This window comes from Methylocystis sp. sgz306128 (genome assembly GCF_056032725.1).
On sequence record NZ_JBVYWO010000005.1, the window covers coordinates 131558 to 151984 of the forward strand.

Below are 20427 nucleotides of genomic sequence, written 5' to 3' on the forward strand. Positions count from 1 at the left end.
CTTTTTCATGGATTGGGTGTATCTGCTGCCGGAGCCCACGAGAAATCGTCGGCGCGGCCGGGATGCGGGTCGAGGGTCGCCGGCGGCTGGATCCCGAGCGGCTTGCGGCTCCGGAGTGTCGGCACAAGTTCGCTGCCGGATGCGGAGGGCAGGGCCGTGAGCGAGATCACCGGGCCGGAAACAGGGCGTTCCACCTTGACGGGCGGCGGAATTTCTCCCGGCGCCGACTGGCCTTCGGGATTGTTGGCGGAAGGTGTCGGCGTCACGAGATCCTGCCGGGGCTGGTTTTCCTCAAACAGCCGCCGTATGTCCTTTTCAACCAGACTTGCCAGCTTGCGTGTGCCGGCCTTGGTAAAATGAATGCCGTCGCTGGTGCGCAGGCGCACGATCTGGCCGTTGAGATCCGGGCCGTTCTGGTCATAGTCGCCCTTTTCATTGGCGAAGAGATCCCAGATATCGATATATTCTGCGCCGCTCGCGCCAGCGGCATCGCGGTAGATTTCATTGAGCCGCGCCATGCGGTGCGCATAGTCCACATTGTGCATGATCGGCAGGCCGACCCAGATCAGTCTGACATGTTTGTCCTGAAACAGCTTGGCCTCGGCTTCCACGCGTGCGCGGTAGGAGTTGATCCATTCTTCCGAATCAACCGGGATAGTCACCTTGCCATCCTTGAGAAAAGGCTGGTGATCGTTTGAGCCGATCATGATCACGGCCACATCGGTTTTATCCGTGCCATTGAGCAGATCTGCGCTGGCTTGGCGCCAATCATAAAAATCATCGCGCACGAGGCCGGATGCATCGCGCGTGCGTTTGGTTACGAGTATTTCGGGCTTGTCGCTCAGTGCTTCGGTCAGGCCTTGCGCCAGCATGTCGCCGAGCGAATCCCCCAGCACCTGTACGAAAAAACTTGGCGGCACCGCGGGTCTGGCTGGTGTCTGCCTGTTGCCGGCGGCCAATGGAGCAAGCGGGCCGGCGCGCTTTTTTTTGGGCCTTGCAGGCTCTGCGGGGGCGGGCTTTGGCGGCTGCGGTGAAAAAATGCTGCGCAGCAGATCAAATATATTGCCGTTGGGCGGGCTCTGGGCCAATGCCGGGGCGAGGCCGCCAAGCAGAGCGGTCAAAATCAGAAAAAGGCGGATTTTATGGCGCAGCATGCCTCATCATAGCAGAGGGGCGCGTCCGTTGCATCTGTGGAAGCAGCCCTGACGCCGCCTATGGGCTGAGTTCGGCGGTCACGATCTGTTCGGGAGCAGATTGTTCAAGCCGCTGGTGCTCAATGGCCACCAGCAATGTCGAGCACAGCCCGATGATCAGGCCGAGGCGGGTGACCTGAAGCTGAAATTCCCTGACCCTCGAAATGCGGCGCTGGCGACGGGCCTTGAAGTCTTCGATTCCATCGGCTTTGAGATAGACCATGGGTGCGGTTCCCAGCATTCGATAAGGATGCACAAAAGTAGCTACAACTTTAATAATATATTATAGTTAATTATTTATTAAAAGTTGTAATCTGCATGTATATCCTGCCGTTGCTGGTCATGGTGTTTCAAGCGCCGAAGGGCAGAGTCCATGTTTCGGTGAGCGTGCGCGTGCCCGCGCGAAGGAAAGCGCGCAGGTCGGTGGATTGTCCCGGATCGACCTGAACATCTATGGCGGCGCGGAACCCCTCGATATGCGGATTGACCACCATGAATGAGCGCAGGATGCGGCCGTTTGTCGTGGTCGGCACCAGTTCCACGAGGTTGGCGTTGTTCAGGTAGAAGGCCAGATCGCCGCCGGCGAAATCGATGATGAAGCGCCGGGCGCCGAGCGGCACCGGATCGCCGGAGCCTTTGGCGTGGGGCTGCGTCTCGAATGTATGGAGCGCCTGCCCGCCCGGAGACAGGCGCGGATCGTCGAGCAATGCTGTGAGCCTGTAGCCGAAAACCACCGGCTTGCCCGGCTCAGCTGGAGCGCTTGGCACCCAGTTGGCGACGATATTGTCGTTCGTTTCGTCGGAGGTTGGCAGTTCGGTCAGTTCGATGCGGCCGTCGCCCCATTTTTCGCGCGGCTCCACCCAATAGGAAGGCCGCCGCTCATAAGCAAGATCAAGGTCCTGATAATGCTCGAAGGCGCGGTCGCGCTGCATGAGACCAAAGCCGCGGATATCCTTATCGACAAAAGCCGAGGTTTCCGAACGGTTTGGATTACGCAGCGGGCGCCATATCCATTCGCCCGTACCGGAATGCAGCAGCAGACCATCCGAATCATGCAATTGCGGGCGGTAATCGTCGGCGTTGCGCGGATCATTGACGCCGGTGAAGAACATGGAGGTCAGCGGCGCCAGCCCGATGTGAGTCAGGGAATGGCGCGGAAATAGATTGGCGGTGACGTCGATGAAGGATTCGAGGCCCGGATGCACATCGAACCGATAGGCGCCGGTCAGCGAAGGGCCGTCCAGCAGGGCATAGATCGTGGCGTGGTCGGCGCCGGGAGCCGGCGTCTCCAGCCAGAATTCGCGGAAGAACGGAAATTCTTCCGGGGCTGGGCCATTGTTCAGGGCGATGCCTCTTGCCGACAGGCCGTAATGCTGGCCGCGCCCGAGCAGGCGAAAATAGCTTGCGCCCAGAAAGGCGATCAGTTCGTCAAAGACGGTAGGCTGGTTGAGCGGGGCATGAAGCCGGAAGCCGGCAAAGCCCAGATCAACGGGGAAGGGCTGCGGAAATTTGTTATGGCCGTAATCAAACAGGCTCGCCGTATAGGGAATGGGCGCCGCAATGCCGTCCCGGATGAGATTGATCATCACCGGCTGCTTATACAGGTGTCCAAGATGGAACAATTGCAGCCTGAACGGGCTGTCCTTGGCGGCGAACAGTGATTTTTCCGGCCGGAAGCGGATATCGCGCCAGTCGTCATAACTCAGATTTTGCAGGGTGTCGGGCAGTTTTGCCGGCGAGGGATCGTAAGGCATGTTCGCCAGTTCACGGGCGCGCTTGATCACATCGTCGAAGCCGAAGGCCGCGTCGGGCACGCCGGGCGTTTGCGCGTGGAGCGGAATCACAGCGAACAGACTGGCGCTGGCGAGGGCGGTGAGGGCGGCGCGGCGGGTGAATTTGGTCATGAATTTCGTCTTGCTGGATAAAAGTGGCGAATTGAGGGTTCAGTAGCCTTAAATGGCCCGGCGGGCAAGGCAACCGGAGCCAAATCGTGACTCGGGATTTGACGCCGGATCCGGGCCAGATTCCAGCTCAAAATCTCCTGTCGGCGCGGCGCAGAAAATCTTTGTCTCGCGTATAAAAAACGCTTGCTTATGACAGCAAAATTCGTATTTATCGGCTTGCCCAATTTCGCACGTGCCTGTGGTCGTGTGTCGGTTGGTGGGGATCCGGACAAGAGGCCGGTCAACCACCTTCAAAAAGCCGGCAGCCGGAGGCGAACCGGCGAACTCCGCCAAACGGAGGACGCGACTTAAAGCAACGACGGACCGGGCTTTTTTGGTCTCTATTGCGCCTCCAAAGCGCGATAACCGAAGAGGCTTGTCTTTCTTGCCGGGCGTGCGGAGAGGTATTCCCCTCCAATCGATGGCTACGACCAGATGTATGATTTTCGAATCATGCAGCTGAACGCGTATCCAACGGCGCAGCATCTGACTGTGACTATCTGGTCTTGGCCGGGTATGCGCGGTCTTAGGTGGCAATTTGGTGTCTTTCGCGTTTCCAACGCGCGCAAGGACGGCTGACTTGTCTCCTGAAGAGTTCTAACTCCCACGCGAAAGCGTGGCCCTGGCTACAAAGGGGATGCCGCCATGACTGATCGTATTATGGATTTTCTGCGCGAGCGACGCGCGAACGGGCTGGATAACGGACCATGTGTCGTTGTCGACCTTGAGGTTGTACGCGACAATTACAATGCCTTCGCCAGGGCGTTGCCGGACACGCGCGTTTTCTATGCCGTAAAGGCCAATCCCGATCCGGCGGTGCTGGATCTGCTGGCGCGGCTCGGTTCCTGCTTCGATACCGCCTCGGTGGTCGAAATCCAGCAGGTGCTGGCCACTGGCGTTTCGCCCGACCGCCTGAGCTTTGGCAATACCATCAAGAAGGAGCGCGACATCGCCCGGGCCTTTGAACTTGGCGTGCGTCTCTTTGCCGTGGATTGCGAGGCCGAGGTGGAGAAGGTGGCGCGCGCCGCACCCGGATCGAAGGTTTTCTGCCGTATTTTGTGCAATGGCGACGGTGCTGAATGGCCGTTGTCGCGTAAGTTCGGCTGCGCGCCCGAAATGGCGCCGCGCGTGCTTGAGCTTGCGCACCGCTCCGGCCTGCAGGCTTATGGCATTTCCTTCCATGTCGGTTCGCAGCAGCGCAATCCGCGCATGTGGGATTCGGCGCTTGCATCCTCGGCCTCGATCTTCAAGGATCTGGCGGAGCGCGGCATCAATCTGCAGATGGTCAATCTGGGCGGCGGTTTCCCGACCAAATATCTCAAGAACGTGCCGGCCGTGAAGGCTTACGGGCAGGCGATCTTCCGTTCGCTGCGCAAGCATTTCGGCAACAATATTCCCGAGACGATCATTGAGCCAGGCCGCGGCATGGTTGGCAGCGCCGGCATCATCGAGGCGGAAGTCGTGCTCATCTCGAAGAAGGCCGACGACGACAAGGTGAAGTGGGTTTATCTCGATATCGGCAAGTTCAACGGGCTTGCCGAGACCATGGACGAGATGATCCGCTATCCTATCCGCACGGAATATGATGGCGATGCGCTGGAGCCTTGTGTTCTGGCCGGCCCGACCTGCGATTCGGTGGATGTGCTCTATGAAAAGGAGCCGTATCTGCTGCCCGTCAGTCTGGAGATCGGCGCGAAAGTGCTGATCGAGGGGACGGGCGCCTATACGACCACCTATTCGGCCGTTGAATTCAACGGTTTCCCGCCGCTCAAGTCCTATGTGATCTGAGCCGCGTCATTCCAGAGAGAGCCGGCAGCGGCTCTCAATCTTTTATCTTTCCCGAACGGCCATTTATGGTGCGAGGGTTGTCTTTGCCTGATGGAGGCTCTGATGACCACGATGAATTTTGCGCGCGCGGCCATTGCCCGCAGCTTGGATATTGCGGCCGAGCCGTCAACCTTGTCGCTGCGTCAGGAAACGCCGCGTGATTTCGTTGCGCGTGAAGCCTTGCTGGATGCCGCTTTCGGTCTCGGGCGTTTCGCCAAGACCTGCGAGCGTCTGCGAGAGGGGCGTCTGGCGGCGGCCGGGCTCAGCTTCATCGCGGAGGACAGCGGCATCATCGTCGGCACATTGCGCTTCTGGCATGTGGATGCCGGCGGCGTGCCTGCGCTCATGCTCGGCCCGCTCGCCGTATCGTCCAGCCATCGCAGTGTCGGCCTCGGCGCGACCATGATGCGGCTTGGCATGGCACGGGCAAAGGCCCTTGGTCATGAGGCTGTCATTCTTGTCGGCGATGCTCCCTATTATGAGCGGTTCGGCTTTCGCCGGGAATATGCAGAGCGGCTTGTGCTGCCCGGCCCCGTCGACGAGAAGCGGTTTCTTGCCTGTGAGCTTGCGCCGGGCGTTCTGGCCGGGGCCAGCGGCCTTGTCCGGGCAACGGGGCAGGTTGAGGGCGGCTGGCGCGTGGCAGCCTGAATCGCGCACGTGAATAGCGCAAAGCGGTTCGCCGTGGTTGACTCTTGCGGTCAATCATGGCTTTAACCCATTCAAATCAAATTGAATTCGGAGAAAATGATGCAGCATTGGCCAAAGCATGGGCATATTGACGGGGCGATTGTGATGATTGGTTTCGGGTCTATCGGCAAGGGAACTCTGCCGTTGATCGAACGTCATTTCACTTTTGATCGCGAGCGCCTGATCGTTATCGATCCGGACGACACCGACCGTCATATTCTGGATGCGGCGGGCATAAAGTTCCTGCATCTGGCCATCACCAAGGACAATTACCGCGAGGTTCTGCCGCCGCTGCTCACGGCTGGCAAGGGGCAGGGATTCTGCGTCAATCTTTCCGTCGATACCTCCTCGCTGGCGATCATGGAACTCGCGCGTGAAGTTGGCGCGCTGTATATCGATACCGTGGTCGAGCCATGGCCGGGATTTTATTTCGACAAGACGCTCGATACGTCGGCGCGCTCGAATTACGCGCTGCGCGAAAGCGTGCTCGAGGCGCGCCGCCGCAATCCGGGCGGAACGACGGCCGTGTCCTGCTGCGGCGCCAATCCGGGCATGGTTTCGTGGTTTGTCAAGCAGGCGCTGGTCGATCTTGCCAGCAAGCTTGGCGACGCCGGATCAGAGCCGAAGACCCGCGCCGAATGGGCCGCTCTCGCGCACCGTCTTGGTGTGAAGGGCATTCACATTGCCGAGCGCGACACGCAGCGCGCCAAAACGCCGAAGCCGCAGGGCGTGTTCGTCAATACCTGGTCGGTGGAAGGCTTTCTCTCAGAGGGTATGCAGCCGGCGGAGCTTGGCTGGGGCACGCATGAAAAGTGGATGCCGGACAATGCCGGAACCCACAAGAGCGGCTGCGGCGCGGCCATTTATCTCAACCAGCCGGGCGCGAACACGCGCGTTCGATCCTGGACGCCGACGGCGCAGGCGCAATATGGCTTTCTGGTCACGCATAACGAATCGATCTCGATCGCCGATTATCTGTCGGTGAAGGATGAGAGCGGCAAGGTCATTTATCGCCCCACCTGCCATTATGCCTATCACCCCTGCAATGATGCCGTATTGTCGCTGCATGAAATGTTCGGTCAGGCGGGCAGGATGCAGGATCAGCATCACATTCTCGGCGAGGCCGAAATTCTTGACGGCATCGACGAACTTGGCGTGCTGCTGTATGGCCACGGCAAAAACGCGTATTGGTTCGGCTCGCAGCTCTCCGTCGAGGAAACGCGCCGTATTGCGCCAAACCAGAATGCCACCGGTCTGCAGGTCACTTCCGCCGTGCTGGCTGGCATGGTCTGGGCGCTGGAAAATCCAAATGCCGGAATCGTGGAAGCCGATGAAATGGACTACCGCCGCTGCCTTGAGGTGCAGACGCCTTATCTTGGCCCGGTGATCGGCGCCTATACCGACTGGAACCCGCTGACAGATCGTCCCGGTTTCTTCCCTGAGGATATCGACGAGAGCGATCCCTGGCAGTTCCGCAACATTCTGGTGCGGTAAGGGGTTTTCGCAGGATTCCCTCTCCGGGGGGCATGCCCTTGCGAGGAGGCGAAGCCGACGCGGCAATCCATGAGGCACATGGATTGCTTCGCTTCGCCCGCAATGACGGTTGAGAGCTTTTGTCTCTCATCCTTTCTGCTCAGTGGAGTAGGGTGAGTATGACTCCAGTCCTGAACCTGCCTTAAACCGGCAGTGTCAGCAGGCCTGCCGCGCCGTCCCTTGTCCCGAAGGCGAGCCGCCGCCCGCCGCTGTCCCATGCGAGGGTGGTGACGGCATCCTTGCTGTCTTCCGGCATGGAACGCACCAGAATTTCCGAGCCGTCCTGCAGGCGGCACAGCACGATCCAGCCATCCTCATAGCCCGTGGCGATGATCAGCGCCTTCGGATGGAAGGCGCAGGCCGAGACGCGGGCCGAGCGCACGCCGCATTCGCGCGGCGACTGGCCCATGGGACCGCCCTTGGCCTGAAACGGCCATATGACACAGGCTTCCGCGCCGGATGTCGCCAGCCAGTTGCCGTCCGGCGACCAGGACAGCGAACGGGTCTTGGCCGGATAGCCGGTCATGCGCATGTTGGATTTGTCGGCGATGCGCCAGCCGTGCAGGGCATTCTCCTGCATCGAGGTTACTGCGAAGCGGCCGTCAGGCGAGAATGTGAGGTCGAGATGAGACCCTTTCCATTCGAGAAAATCCGGGACTGCGGCGGTATTGGGAAACCAGAGCGATACGCCGTTATAATGGGCGATGCCGAGACGGTAGCCCTTGGGCATGAAGGCGAGACCGCGCGGCGTCGAGGGCGCGCTCCAACTCCTGATCTCGCCGCGCGCGTCGCGGGCCCGGACGTCGCGCCCGGCATTCCAGGCCAGCACGCCGTCGTCGCGCACGGCGATCGTGTCGATCCATTTGCCGCCCTCATCGGCGATGAGCTGGCTTGTGCCGTCGCTGCTGGTGGCCAGCAGCTTGCCATCGTCGCCGCCGGTATAAAGCCGCGTGCCGTCGCTGGCGGCGCATAGAATGGCCGCATCCTTGTGGGCTGTTAAGATCTGCGGATTTTCTTTGGCCAGCACGATCCGGCCGTCGCTCAGGGCAAAGGCCGGCACGCCGCCGATGAACGTCGCGGCAATGACATGCTCGCCAGCTTCAACCGGCGCGACATTGGCGGTGAGCGATGAGGTTGGTGTTACAGCCGGCACGCTTCAAAGCCTTTGCGGATCAGGTCCTGCTTCAAATCCCGGCCGATAAACACCAGCTTGGAGCTGCGTTTTTCGTCCGCGCGCCAGTCGCGTTGCAGATCGCCGTCGAGGATCATATGCACGCCCTGAAAGACAAAGCGCTTCGGCTCGTTCCTGAAGGCGATGATGCCCTTGCAGCGCAGGATGTTCGGGCCTTCGGTCTGCACCAGATCGTTGATCCAGGGCATGAATTTATCCGGATCGACATCGCCGTCGTGTGTCAGCGCCACCGACTGCATGTCTTCGTCGTGATAATGCTTCAGACCGTGATGATGATCGTGGTCATGGTCATGATGGTGGTGATCATGATCGTGATCATGGTCGTCGGCATGGAGGAATTCGGGCTCGATTTCGAGAATGCGGTCGAGATCGAAAGCATTCTGCCCGAGTACCGCGTCAAGAGGCACAGCGCACTTTACGGTCTTATGCAGCTTGGCATAGGGGTTGATGGCGCGGATGCGGGCTTCGACTTCGCGCAATTCGCCCTCCGAGACAAGGTCGGTCTTGTTCAGGATGATGACATCGGCAAAAGCAATCTGGTTCTTGGCTTCCGGCGCGTCTTTGAGACGGGCGGAAAGCCATTTGGCGTCGGCGACGGTGACGACAGCGTCAAGGCGCGCCGCCTCGCCGACATCGGCATCGACAAAAAATGTCTGCGCCACGGGGGCCGGATCGGCAAGGCCGGTGGTCTCGACGATGATGGCGTCGAATTTGCCCTTGCGCTTCATCAGCCCTTCGATGATGCGGATGAGGTCGCCGCGGACGGTGCAGCATATGCAGCCGTTATTCATTTCAAAGACCTCTTCGTCGGCCCCGACGACGAGATCATTATCGATGCCGATTTCGCCGAATTCATTGACGATGACGGCAAAGCGCTGGCCATGTGGCTCGGTGAGGATCCGGTTGAGCAATGTGGTCTTGCCCGCACCCAGATAACCGGTGAGAACGGTGACAGGAATCTTGTCAGACATGCAAACTCCGCAAAAACTATTTGCCCCTATATGGGAGAGAAAGCGGGCTTTGTCATCTGTTCCTGTCTAAAAAGGGTGATATTGATAGGCCCAGGTCTCGGTGAGCACCTTGTCCCCGGCCTTGAGATAGAGCCTCAGTTCCACCGGTTCCGTGCCCTCGACGATGAGGTCGAACTGCGTACGCCAATGGCCCGGTACGTCATCCGGCACGGCTTCCGTCAGTTTGTAGGCGCCAAACGTGCCGCGCGATGTGCTGACGACCGCTTCGGGGATGATTCCGGCGGGAATATCCTTGAGCGGACCGCCGAGAAATTCAACGAGAAACTTGCGCACGCCTTTTGGCCGGGGCTGGCCGGGCTGGCCGCCGCGTCCAAGGCGCGTGGCCACCACGCGGCCCAGCGGCGAGGGAAACGGCTCGTCGGCCAACCAGTGAAGGCGGTAGGACAGATCATAGGCATCGCCCGCTTTTGCCGGCTTGCTGGGCACCCACATGGCAACGATATTGTCGTGGATTTCATCGTCCGTGGTCAGTTCCAGCAGTTGTACAGCGCCATCGCCCCAGCCGCGCGTCGGCTCCACCCATAATGAGGGGCGGCGCTCGTAGCGCACGCCATCCTGATAATGGTCGAAGACGCGGTCGCGCTGCAGCAGGCCGAAGCCTTTCGGATTCTGGTCGATGAAGGCTGAGGCCTGAATATGCGGCGGATTGTTCAGCGGCCGCCAGATGTGCTCGCCATTGCCTGTCCACATGGCGAGGCCGTCGGAATCATGCACTTCCGGCCGCCAGTCCTCGGCTTTGTCCTTCACGGTTTCGGAAAACCAGAACATCGAGGTCAGCGGCGCTATGCCGAACCGTGCCACATCTGCGCGCAGATGCACAGCGGCGCTGATGTCCATGATGACGCCCTTGCCCCGCTGCATGACAAAGCGATAGGCCCCGACGACGGAGGGGCCGTCCAGCAGCGCATAGAGCGTGACCGGCCCGTCGCCTTCCGGCGTTTCGATGTAGAACTGCGTGAAATCCGGGAATTCCTCAGATTTTCCGGCGACGGCGCTGTTGATGGCAATGCCTCTGGCCGAGAGACCATATTGGTACAATTCGCCGATGGCGCGGAAATAGGACGCGCCGAGAAACGCGACCCAGTCGTTCTTTTTCCAGTCTAGCTTGCCGTTGCGCGGTTCCTGATAGCGGAAGCCGGCAAAGCCGACATTGGCAGGCAGTTGCCGCGCCGGACTGTCGGCGGGCATATCGAAATAGGAAGGGTCATAGAGAATGGGCCGCGCTTCGCCTTTTGCAACGACATTCATGCCCACCGGCTTCTTGAAGAATTTGCCGAGGTGAAAGAAGGTGACGGGATATTCGCCCGGACCATCGGCAAAAAGGGCATGATCGGCGCGGTAGAATATTTTGCCGTGCGCCTCATAATCGATCTTGTCGAGAATGTCGGCGGCAACGACGGCAGGAGCCTGATAGGGCATGGCCGCCAGCGCCTTGACCTGTTCCTTCAGACTGTCAAAAGAGAATGGCCGGGCCGGGCCGAGATGCAGGCCGTTCAGGGTTTTCATGTCATCGGCTTCGGCCGCGGCTGCCGCGCCGATGGGATAGGACAGGCCAAGCGCGGCGAGAGCCTGCAGCAGCGCGCGCCGATCAATGGAAGATGGCATGGTGTCACCTCAAGCGGATGAATGAAAACCCGGAGGCGTTCCGGATCAGGTCTGTGCGGGAAGAGTTCAGGCGCGGATCGGCTCGACCTTGAGCGCGGCGCGCACAAACTTGAACACGCCAAAGCAGCCGATCAGCACGAAGAGCACCTCGACAATGCGGGAAATATCCTTGGGTAACTGGAACAGGCCGCCCAGCGCCCAGCCTGCGGCCCAGGACATGGCCAGCAATTCTGTGCCGAGCAGAATGCCGACGCTCACCACGGTCACGCAATTCTGCCAGTTGATCGATTTTTGCGCACTCTCGGTCAATGTCCGTTCCTCATCGCATTTTCTATGTTTGGATTATAGCAGGATTGCGCCGTAAACAAGGAATTTGTCGAATCCTCCGGCTGGACAAGACAGCCGCCAGTGATGAATATGCGGCAAAACGAGAGGAAACAGAATGTTGCATGTGACACCCGGCTTCTCCCGCATCGGCGAGGAAAATGCCTTCGCCGTCCTCGCCCGCGCCACCGAGCTCCAGCGTCAGGGCCGCGATATCATCAATCTTGGCATCGGCCAGCCGGATTTTGCCACGCCGGCGCATATTGTCGAAGCGGCGATCAAGGCCCTGCGCGACGGCCATCACGGCTATACGCCCGCAACCGGCATATTGCCGCTGCGCGAGGCGGTGAGCGCCGATCTCCACAAACGTTTCAATGTTGAGGTTTCGCCCGATCTCGTGATGATTGTGCCGGGCGGCAAGGTCACCATGTATATGGCCATTCTCATGTTCGGCGAGCCGGGCGCCGATATTCTCTATCCCGACCCCGGCTTCCCGATTTACCGTTCGATGATCGAATATACCGGCGCGCGCCCCATTCCCGTGCCTGTCCGCGAAGAGAACGGCTTTGCCTTCTCGGCGGAAGAAACACTGGCGCTGATCACGCCGCAGACGCGGCTCCTCATCCTGAATTCGCCCGCCAATCCGACGGGCGGCGTCACGCCGAAATCAGAGATCGACAAGCTCGTTGCCGGTCTGGCCCGGTTTCCGGATGTCGCCATCCTTTCGGATGAGATCTATGGCCAGATGACCTATGACAATGCCGTGCACCAGACCCTGCTCGCCTATCCCGAGATCCGCGACCGGTTGATCGTCCTCGATGGATGGTCGAAGACATATGCCATGACCGGCTGGCGCATGGGCTATTCGGTCTGGCCCAAGCCGCTCTACGACAACGCGCGCAAGCTGGCGGTCAATTCCTTCTCCTGCGTCAATGCCCCGGCGCAATGGGCGGGACTTGCCGCACTCACCGGCCCGCAGGATGCCGTTCACATGATGGTGGCCGAGTTCGACAAACGCCGCAAGGTGGTGGTGGAAGGGCTGAACAAGCTGCCGAATGTCGGATGCGCCACGCCCAAAGGCGCATTTTATGCCTTTCCGAACATCAGCCGCACCGGCTGGAAGGCCAAGAAGCTGGCCTCCGCACTGCTGGAAGAAGCAGGCGTCGCCACGATCGGCGGGCCGGATTTCGGCGTCTATGGCGAAGGCTATATCCGCCTGTCCTACGCCAATTCGACAGAGAATATCGTGAAAGCTCTGGCGCGGATGGATGAATTTCTGGCGAGCGCCAAGCCGGTTTGAAGGCCTGACCGCCTCTCCCCGCAAGTATCGGGACGCGCCAGGCGCGTCCCGGGATGACGGGGTAGGGCGATTCCCGCTAGCCCTTCAGCACGCTGGCGTCGCGCGCCAGCCGTTCAACCAGAGCATAATCTCCGGCAGCCAGCGCGCTGGCCGGGATCATCCATGAGCCGCCCACGCACACCACGTTTTTGAGCGCGAGATAGGTCTTGGCCTTCTCGGCATCGATCCCGCCCGTGGGGCAGAAGCGCAGTTCTCCCAGCGGCCCGCCGATGGAGGACAAGTATTTCGCGCCGCCGGCAGCTTCCGCCGGGAAGAATTTCAGCGCCGTGAAGCCGAGATCCATCAGGTTCATGGCTTCGGAGGCTGTGGCGATGCCCGGCAGGAACGGTATTGGCGAAGCGGCGGCTGCGCGGGCCAGCGCGGGCGACGTGCCGGGGCTGACCAGAAAGGCCGCGCCGATTTTGGCGCTGGCCTCGATCTGCTCGGGCCGGGTGATGGTGCCGACGCCGACAATCGCGCCCTGCACTTCGTTGATGATGGCCTTGATCGCATCCATGGCGGCGGGGGTGCGCAGGGTGATTTCGAGCACCGGCAGGCCGCCCGAGACAAGGGCGCGGGCCTGAGCAAGCCCATCCTCGACGCTGGAGACGGTCATCACCGGAATAACGGGCGCCCTGGCCATGACATTGAGCGTGGCTTGCGTGTGCTGGTAAAGGGTCATAACAACCTCGGCCTTCTGGAACTGAATTTGAGATATGAAACTTTTCCGTTTCCTAGCCTGTTCCGCTTGACGGGGCAACAGCCCAGACTGCACCCTGCGGCCTGCTTATGGACGAGGATCCTGTGAATGCGGACTGAGACGCGTGTGGTCGTGATCGGCGGCGGGGTTGTGGGCTGCTCCATTCTCTATCATCTGGCCAGAGCCGGATGGAGCGATGTGGTGCTCATTGAAAAGAGCGAGCTTACCTCCGGCTCCACATGGCATGCGGCGGGCGGCACGCATACGTTCAATGGCGATGCCAATGTTTCCCGCCTGCAGAAATACACGCTGGAGCTTTACCGTGAACTCGAAGAATTTTCCGGCCAGTCCTGCGGGCTGCATGCCAATGGCGGCCTGATGCTGGCGGCCAATCAAGGCGAGATGGATTTTCTCCATCTGATGAAATCACGCGCCCGCTACCTCGATATGGAAACCGAGCTCATTCCCGTTTCGGAGGCCAAGCGGCGCAATGTGCTGATCGAGGAAAAATATTTCACCGGCGCGCTGTGGCGTGCCGATGGCGGGCATTGCGATCCGGCCGGGACGACTCAGGCCTATGCCAAGTCGGCGCGGATGCTGGGTGCAGAAATCAACCGGTTCACCAGAGTGCTTTCGCTGGCGCAGCGCCCGGACGACAGCTGGGACGTGGTCACTGACAAAGGCGTGATCCACGCTGAACACGTGGTCAATGCCGCCGGGCTCTGGGCGCGCGAAATCGGCCACATGGTGGGGCTGGATCTGCCTGTTCTGGCGATGGAGCATCATTACATTGTCACTGAGGCGATTCCCGAACTTGAGGGGCTGGAGCGCGAGATCGTCAATACGACCGATTTTTCCGGCGAGATCTATGTGCGGCAGGAGGGCCGCGGCGCGCTGCTGGGCACCTATGAGCAGGCCTGCGTACCCTGGGCGCCGGACAAGACGCCCGATGACTTTTCCATGCAGCTTCTGCCCGATGATTTTGACCGGCTTGCCCCGGAACTGGAGGTCGGCTTTCAGCATTTTCCGGCTGTTGGCCGCGCCGGTATCAAAAAGGCGATCAACGGGCCGTTTACTTTCGCCCCGGATGGCAATCCGCTGGTCGGGCCGGTCAGGGGTCTGCGGAATTTCTGGGTGGCCTGCGCTGTGATGGCGGGCTTTTCGCAGGGCGGCGGCATCGGACTCGTTCTCTCACGCTGGATGAAGGACGGCGATCCCGGCGCCGATATCATGGCGATGGATGTATCGCGCTTCGGCGCTTATGCCACGCCAAAATATACGAAGGCACGAGTGATCGAGAATTACCGCCGCCGGTTCCGGCTGGCTTTCCCCAATGAGGAACTGACCGCCGCGCGGCCGGCACGCCAGACGGCGCTCTACACACGGCTTGATGCGGCCGGTGCGGTATTTGGCGCAAATTTTGGGCTCGAACACGCCTTGTGGTTTGCGCCCAATGGCGTTGCGCGGCGCGAAACCCCGACATACCGTCGTTCCGAGGCTTTTCAGCATGTCGGAGCCGAATGCAGGGCGGTGCGTGAGCGCGTTGGTCTTTATGAAACCTCCAATTATGGCAAATATGAAGTGACGGGTGCGGGTGCGCGGCGCTGGCTCGACCATCTGCTGGCCTGCAGGATTCCGCGGCCGGGCCGCATGGCCATCGCGCCGATGCTGAATGCGCGCGGCCGCATAGTCGGCGATCTGTCGGTTGCCTGTATCGGGGAGGATCGCTACCTGCTGATCGGCTCGGGTTTTGCCGAAGGCTATCACATGCGCTGGTTCATGGCGCAGCACCCGCCGCAGGATGTGTTTGTGCGCTCCGCTGCCTCGACGCTCAACGGACTGTCGCTCGCCGGCCCGCGGGCGCGCGATGTGCTGCAGAAGCTGGTGCGGCATGATATCGGCGCGCAAGCCTTCAGGCTATTCGATGTGCGCGAAATGGCGGTGGGGTCGGCTCCGGCGCTGGTTTCGCGTTCCGGTTTTACCGGCGAACTGGGCTATGAACTGTGGGTGACGCCGGATTACATCTGCGCGCTCTATGACGACATAATGCAGGCGGGGGCGGAATTCGGCATCCGCCTGTTTGGCGGACGGGCGCTCTCCTCCCTGCGGCTTGAAAAGAATTATGGTTCGTTCAACAAGGATTTCCGCCCCGACTATACGCCGTTTGAGGCGGGGCTTGACCGGTTTATTGATTTTTCCAAGAATTTCATGGGCAGGGAAGCGGTTCTGGCCGAGCGCGAAACGGGGCCGAAGAAGCGTTTCGTCACACTGAGTGTGGATGCGCCCCACGCTGATGTCATCGGCTACGAGACAATATTGCAGGACGGACGGGTCGTTGGCCATGTCACGTCTGGCGGATATGGCCATTGTGTGGGATCAAGCATTGCCATGGGCTATATTCCGGCTGAACTCGCGCAGGACGGGGCCAGTTTCATGATCGATATTCTGGGGCAGATGTGCCCCGCCAGACTGACCGCCGTACCGCTGCATGATCCGCAGGGCCTGAGGCTGCGGGCATGAGCGATCCTTTCAATCCGGAAGCGCCGCAGCCGCGTCGCCGCACGGGCGGACGGGGCGGGCGAGAGCGCGTGGCCGCGTCTGCGCCGCTGGGGCAGGTGCGCAATCCCTGGAAGCCGGTGGAGATCTTCACCGAAGAACAGATCGAGCAGATTCTGGCGGCAGCCTTTGCCGTGCTGCTGGATCACGGCATGGAAATCCGGTCCAGACAGGCGCAGGACATATATGACGCGCATGGCGCGCTTGTCGATTTTGAAACGGGCATCGTCAAATTGCCGCGTGAAGTGGTGACCGATTATCTGGGTTTCGCGCCCGAGACATTCACCCTTCGGGCGCGCAATGGCGCGCGCAATCTTGTTGTTGGCGGCAATGTGCTCAATTTCGGCCCCGTGGGGGGCGCGCCCAATGTTTCGGATCTCGCGCGCGGGCGGCGCTATGGCGACATGGCGGCCTTCGAGGAAATCATCCGGATCAACCATGCGCTGGGCGCGCTGCACTGGCAGGGCGGCGTGGTGGCGGAGCCGGTGGATGTGCCGGTGCCGGTGCGGCATCTGCGCATGAATATGGCGCATATCATCGGCAGCGATCAGGTCTGGCAGGCGCGCGGCGTCGGCGGGACTGCTGCAATGGATTCGCTGGCCATGAGCGCCATTGAGCACGGCTGTTCGCTGGAAGCGCTGGCCGGGGATCCGGCGCTGATGATCATCACCAATGTCAATTCGCCGCGCCGGGTCGATGAGGAAATTCTGGATTCGATCATGCTTATGGCCGCACACGGTCAATGCGTCTGCATCACGCCCTTCACACTGATGGGGGCCATGGCACCGATCACGCTTGCCGGCGCATTGGTGCAGCAGACAGCGGAGGCGCTGGCGATTATCACGCTGTGCCAGATGATCCGCCCCGGCGCGCCCTGCATCATGGGTGGGTTCACGTCGAATGTGGACATGCGTTCCGGCTCGCCGGCCTTCGGCACGCCGGAAAATGTTCATGCGACGCTTGGCGGCGCGCAGATCGCAAGAGCGCTCAAGCTGCCCTATCGCGCCAGCGCCGTGAATGCCTCGCCCGCGGTGGATGCGCAGTCAACCTACGAGACCGGCTTTTCGCTCTGGGCCGCGATCATGGCCCATGCCAATCTCATCACCCATGCGGCGGGCTGGCTGGAAGGCGGGCTGGTCAATTCCTACGAGAAAATCGTTGTGGATGCCGAGATGCTGCGCGGCTGGGCCGAAATGCTGAAGCCTGTGGCGTTCAATACGGATGATCTGGCGCTCGAAGCCATAGGCGCCGTGGCGCCGGGCGGGCATTTTTTCGGCTCGGCCCATACCATGGCCCGGTTCGAGACGGCATTCTATCGCCCGTTGCTTTCGGACTGGAGCAATTTTGAGAGCTGGCAGGAGCATGGCGCCAAAGATGCCACCACGCGGGCGCACGATATCTGGAAAAAGGCACTTGCCGAATATGAGCCTCCATCGCTGGATACCGGCGTCAGGGAGGCGCTGGCCGATTATGTGGCGCGGCGCACCCGCGAGCTGATGCCGTGATCGCCAATGCCCGCATGTATGGCGTGACGCCCGGAGTCGAGGCGCTTTGGCGTGGTTTGCTGGCGCATGTCTGCGCCGAAGCCGGCATGGCCATGGACTATCTGCCCTATCCGGCGCCGCAGCCGCTTGAGCCGCTCTGGCAGCGTCCCGACCTTGGCGCCGTGTTCATGTGCGGTTATCCGATCCGGCTGCGCATTGCCGATGTGCAGCCTCTGGCCGCGCCTGTGCCGCAAGCGGACTGGGCCGCGGGGTGTGCGGTCTACCGCACCGATTTCATTGTCCGCGCTGACAGCCCCTGCCGCACGCTCGCGGAGACATTTTCCGGCCATTTCGGCTGGACAGTGGCGCATTCGCATTCGGGTTTCAATGCGCCGCGTCATCATCTGCTGCGTTATCGCACAGCCGGGCGGCAACGGGTCTTTGCCCGGGTATCGGGCAATCTCATTACCGCGCGCGAAGTGCTGGACCGCGTTGCCGACGGCCGGCTTGATGTCGGGCCGCTCGATGCCTACTGGCATGATCTGATGCGGCGTCACCGGCCTGAACTTGTGCAGAATATCCGCATTATCGAGAGTACGGAATGCGCGCCCATGCCCTGTTTCGTGGCTGCAAAGGCGGTTTCCCCTACCGATGTTGCCCGCCTGAAGGCGGCCTTTGCGCAGGCCCACACGCAGAACTGGTTTTCCGCGCTCGCAGGGCCGCTCGGCATATCGGGCTTTGCCGGAGTTGATTTTTCAACCTATCAGCCAATGCAGGACTGGCAGGACGAAGCGCTGGCTGCAGGTTATGCCGAGCCGGGATGAGGGCGGCAACGGGGGTGTCGAAGCTTACGGCGCCCGTCCGAGCGGATGCACGGGCACATCATGCGTGCGCAGGAAATAGCGCCGGGCAATGTCGCCGTAGCCGTTGTAAAGCAGGCCGCCGTTCTCGCGCAGCAGGCGTTCGCGGTTCTTGCGGTACCAGGCAGGTATCTCATACCAGGGCATCATCGGTTCCTCATGATGCACAGAATGTAGGTTGTTGAATAAAAACAACCAGCCGAATATGCCGGCGTTCTCGACGATGGCCGTGCGCTCCTTGGTATTGGCGGCGGCGCGGTGTTCGGCGAAGGAGCGCAGCAGCATCAGCGATGTGCCGGGATAGACCATGCCGAAAACATAATAGACGAGATTGATCTTGCAGACGGCGATCAGCCAGAACAGCACAAGCGCGAGCGGCAGGACATGGCGCGCCCAGGCCGTGCGCGCCACATGCTTGCCCTTGCAGATGGCTCTGAATTCGCTGGCAAAAAACCGGGGCACGATCCAGAGCGGGCCGATAATGAGCCGCCCTGCCAGTGTATTCTGCGCCTTGACAAGCATACGCGCCGGCGCCGAGAGACGCGCCCAGTCCGAGTTTGTCCAGTAATAGGTTTCCGGATCGTCGAACGGGTCGGTCAGGCGTTCGTCGCGGTGATGGATGAGATGGCTGACCCGGTAGCTCTCGTAGGGCAGCCAGAGCGAGAGCGGGATGGAGGCCAGAGCCCGGTTGAACCCGCGCCAGATGGTGGGATGGCCATGCAGGATCTCGTGCTGCAGCGAGGTCTGCCAGGCAATGAGCCAGGCGCCGATGGGCGTCGTCACCCACCAGGGCAATGCATTGGCGTGGAAGGTGAGCAGTGCCCAGCCTGTGTAGATCAATGCAGCGAGTCCAAGAGTCGGCCATTCGATGCGCGCGCCGGAGGCCACGGCCTCTGGAGTGTCTTTCATCCCTTTTTCTGCCTGCATCGCGATATTTTTCTTGGAATTGCCCATAATGATCGATCAGTATCGGCAATATGCTAGGTTATTCGCCGTTTTGCGCAAAGCCGAATTGTCTTGTAGAAGAATGTTTCGACATATGAAATTTAGGTAGAATTCCGAATATGCGGCATGGACGGGATCATGACGGCTGAACGGCGCGGCCAGGCAACCATGGCGGATGTGGCGCGCCTTGCCGGAGTTTCGGCCATGACCGTTTCGCGCGCGCTCCGCTCGCAAAGCGCGATCGCGCCCGAGACGCGCGCACGCATTTTCGAGATCATAGAGCAGATCGGCTATGTGCCGGATATGACTGCAGGCGGGCTGTCCTCGCGCCGTTCCGGGTTTATCGCCGCGCTGGTGCCAACCATCAACAATTCCAATTTTGCCGATACGGCCCGCGGACTGACGGATGTACTCACGAGAGCGGGCCTGCAATTGCTGCTGGGCTACACCGATTATTCGCTGGAACGCGAGGAACTGCTGGTCGAATCCATGCTGCGCCGTCGTCCGGAGGGCATCATGCTGACCGGCGGCATTCACGCCGAGCGCACGCGGCGGCTTCTGAAGCGTGCGGCAATTCCTGTCATCGAGACATGGGACCTGCCTGCCGATCCGATCAATCACGTTGTCGGTTTCTCTAATGCTGCGGCGACCGAGGCGATGGTGCATCACCTTCATGCACGCGGCTACCGGCAGATCGCGTTCATCGGCGGCGCCAGCACCGAGGATACGCGCGGCTCCGACCGGCGGCTGGGCTATATGCGTGCCGTTGACCAGCTCGGCCTGCCGCAGGGCCGCATTGTCACCTATGGTCTGCCGCCCATCTCGATCGAACATGGCGGCGAGGCGCTGGCGCAGGTCATAGCCCGCTGGCCGCAGACTGATGCCGTTGTCTGCGTGTCGGATCTCTCCGCCTTCGGCGCGCTGAGCGAATGCCACAGGCGCGGCATCAAGGTGCCGGGCGAGATCGCCATAGCCGGCTTCGGCGATTTCGATCTCTCGCGCTGGTGCTGGCCGAAGATCACCACCGTCGCCATAGACAGCGCGCGCATCGGCCAGGCCGCCGGAGACCTGTTTGTGCGTGCGCTGCGCGGTAATGAGAGCGCCCTCCCGCCGCAGACAATCCGCTTCGATTTTTCGATCATCCAGCGCGAGACAAGCTGATCCGGCATTGCCGCGCAAATTTTGCGCATGACATGAGAACCTCTTGC

General features: G+C 60.9%; 17 protein-coding genes. 8 read left to right on the plus strand and 9 right to left on the minus strand.

Annotated features, from left to right (window positions below):
- Positions 1–5: 5 nt before the first annotated feature.
- The 3 genes from AC0N03_RS10305 to AC0N03_RS10315 form a co-directional block, all read right to left on the minus strand.
- Entirely contained in the window at positions 6–1154 is a 1149-nt protein-coding gene (locus tag AC0N03_RS10305) for an SGNH/GDSL hydrolase family protein (protein WP_474288640.1), read from the minus strand.
- 58 nt (positions 1155–1212) lie between these two features.
- Complete coding sequence (locus AC0N03_RS10310) at positions 1213–1416, minus strand: hypothetical protein (RefSeq protein WP_474288641.1); 204 nt, start codon at positions 1414–1416, stop codon at positions 1213–1215.
- 127 nt (positions 1417–1543) lie between these two features.
- Positions 1544–3097, minus strand: a complete 1554-nt coding sequence (locus AC0N03_RS10315; RefSeq protein WP_474288642.1) for an OpgD/OpgG family glucan biosynthesis protein — start codon at positions 3095–3097, stop codon at positions 1544–1546.
- A gap of 684 nt (positions 3098–3781) precedes the next feature.
- Between AC0N03_RS10315 and AC0N03_RS10320 the strand changes: the two genes are divergently transcribed.
- The 3 genes from AC0N03_RS10320 to AC0N03_RS10330 all read left to right on the plus strand — a co-directional run bounded on the left by AC0N03_RS10320 (position 3782) and on the right by AC0N03_RS10330 (position 7144).
- Positions 3782–4924 carry a type III PLP-dependent enzyme gene (locus tag AC0N03_RS10320; RefSeq protein WP_474288643.1) on the plus strand — a complete coding sequence of 381 codons (1143 nt, stop codon included), beginning with the start codon at positions 3782–3784 and terminating at the stop codon, positions 4922–4924.
- Positions 4925–5026: 102 nt separating this feature from the next.
- Positions 5027–5611 carry a GNAT family N-acetyltransferase gene (locus tag AC0N03_RS10325; protein WP_474288644.1) on the plus strand — a complete coding sequence of 195 codons (585 nt, stop codon included), beginning with the start codon at positions 5027–5029 and terminating at the stop codon, positions 5609–5611.
- Between the two features lie 99 nt (positions 5612–5710).
- Positions 5711–7144: a homospermidine synthase gene (locus tag AC0N03_RS10330; protein ID WP_474288645.1), complete on the plus strand. Its 1434-nt coding sequence runs from the start codon at positions 5711–5713 to the stop codon at positions 7142–7144.
- A 181-nt stretch (positions 7145–7325) separates the two neighbouring features.
- On the opposite strand, the gene AC0N03_RS10335 is transcribed toward AC0N03_RS10330, so the two are convergent.
- The 4 genes from AC0N03_RS10335 to AC0N03_RS10350 all read right to left on the minus strand — a co-directional run bounded on the left by AC0N03_RS10335 (position 7326) and on the right by AC0N03_RS10350 (position 11320).
- Positions 7326–8336, minus strand: a complete 1011-nt coding sequence (locus tag AC0N03_RS10335; RefSeq protein WP_474288647.1) for a WD40 repeat domain-containing protein — start codon at positions 8334–8336, stop codon at positions 7326–7328.
- Positions 8324–9346 carry a CobW family GTP-binding protein gene (locus AC0N03_RS10340; protein ID WP_474288648.1) on the minus strand — a complete coding sequence of 341 codons (1023 nt, stop codon included), beginning with the start codon at positions 9344–9346 and terminating at the stop codon, positions 8324–8326. The genes AC0N03_RS10335 and AC0N03_RS10340 overlap by 13 nt, the downstream gene beginning before the upstream one ends.
- A gap of 66 nt (positions 9347–9412) precedes the next feature.
- Complete coding sequence (locus AC0N03_RS10345; protein ID WP_474288650.1) at positions 9413–11011, minus strand: OpgD/OpgG family glucan biosynthesis protein; 1599 nt, start codon at positions 11009–11011, stop codon at positions 9413–9415.
- Between the two features lie 66 nt (positions 11012–11077).
- Positions 11078–11320 carry a hypothetical protein gene (locus AC0N03_RS10350; protein WP_474288651.1) on the minus strand — a complete coding sequence of 81 codons (243 nt, stop codon included), beginning with the start codon at positions 11318–11320 and terminating at the stop codon, positions 11078–11080.
- Positions 11321–11453: 133 nt separating this feature from the next.
- On the opposite strand from AC0N03_RS10350, the gene AC0N03_RS10355 reads away from it, so the two are divergent.
- A complete protein-coding gene (locus tag AC0N03_RS10355; protein ID WP_474288652.1) occupies positions 11454–12635 on the plus strand; it encodes a pyridoxal phosphate-dependent aminotransferase in 1182 nt (393 codons plus the stop codon).
- Between the two features lie 76 nt (positions 12636–12711).
- Here AC0N03_RS10355 and eda read toward each other — a convergent pair whose 3' ends face one another.
- The gene (gene eda / locus AC0N03_RS10360) at positions 12712–13356 is read right to left on the minus strand and encodes a bifunctional 4-hydroxy-2-oxoglutarate aldolase/2-dehydro-3-deoxy-phosphogluconate aldolase (protein WP_474288653.1); all 645 of its coding nucleotides are present in this window, start codon (positions 13354–13356) and stop codon (positions 12712–12714) included.
- Positions 13357–13482: 126 nt separating this feature from the next.
- Between eda and AC0N03_RS10365 the strand changes: the two genes are divergently transcribed.
- The 3 genes from AC0N03_RS10365 to AC0N03_RS10375 are packed head-to-tail and all read left to right on the plus strand — an operon-like array spanning position 13483 to position 18238.
- Positions 13483–15894 (plus strand): GcvT family protein, encoded by a 2412-nt coding sequence (locus AC0N03_RS10365; RefSeq protein ID WP_474288654.1) that lies wholly within the window; start codon positions 13483–13485, stop codon positions 15892–15894.
- Positions 15891–17435 carry a trimethylamine methyltransferase family protein gene (locus AC0N03_RS10370; protein ID WP_474288655.1) on the plus strand — a complete coding sequence of 515 codons (1545 nt, stop codon included), beginning with the start codon at positions 15891–15893 and terminating at the stop codon, positions 17433–17435. The genes AC0N03_RS10365 and AC0N03_RS10370 overlap by 4 nt, the downstream gene beginning before the upstream one ends.
- Complete coding sequence (locus tag AC0N03_RS10375) at positions 17432–18238, plus strand: phosphate/phosphite/phosphonate ABC transporter substrate-binding protein (protein ID WP_474288656.1); 807 nt, start codon at positions 17432–17434, stop codon at positions 18236–18238. Before AC0N03_RS10370 ends, AC0N03_RS10375 begins: the two co-directional genes overlap by 4 nt.
- Positions 18239–18262: 24 nt before the next feature.
- Here AC0N03_RS10375 and AC0N03_RS10380 read toward each other — a convergent pair whose 3' ends face one another.
- Entirely contained in the window at positions 18263–19183 is a 921-nt protein-coding gene (locus AC0N03_RS10380; protein ID WP_474288657.1) for a fatty acid desaturase, read from the minus strand.
- A gap of 174 nt (positions 19184–19357) precedes the next feature.
- Here AC0N03_RS10380 and AC0N03_RS10385 point away from each other — a divergent pair, with 174 nt between their 5' ends.
- Positions 19358–20380 (plus strand): LacI family DNA-binding transcriptional regulator, encoded by a 1023-nt coding sequence (locus tag AC0N03_RS10385; protein WP_474288658.1) that lies wholly within the window; start codon positions 19358–19360, stop codon positions 20378–20380.
- Positions 20381–20427: the final 47 nt, after the last annotated feature.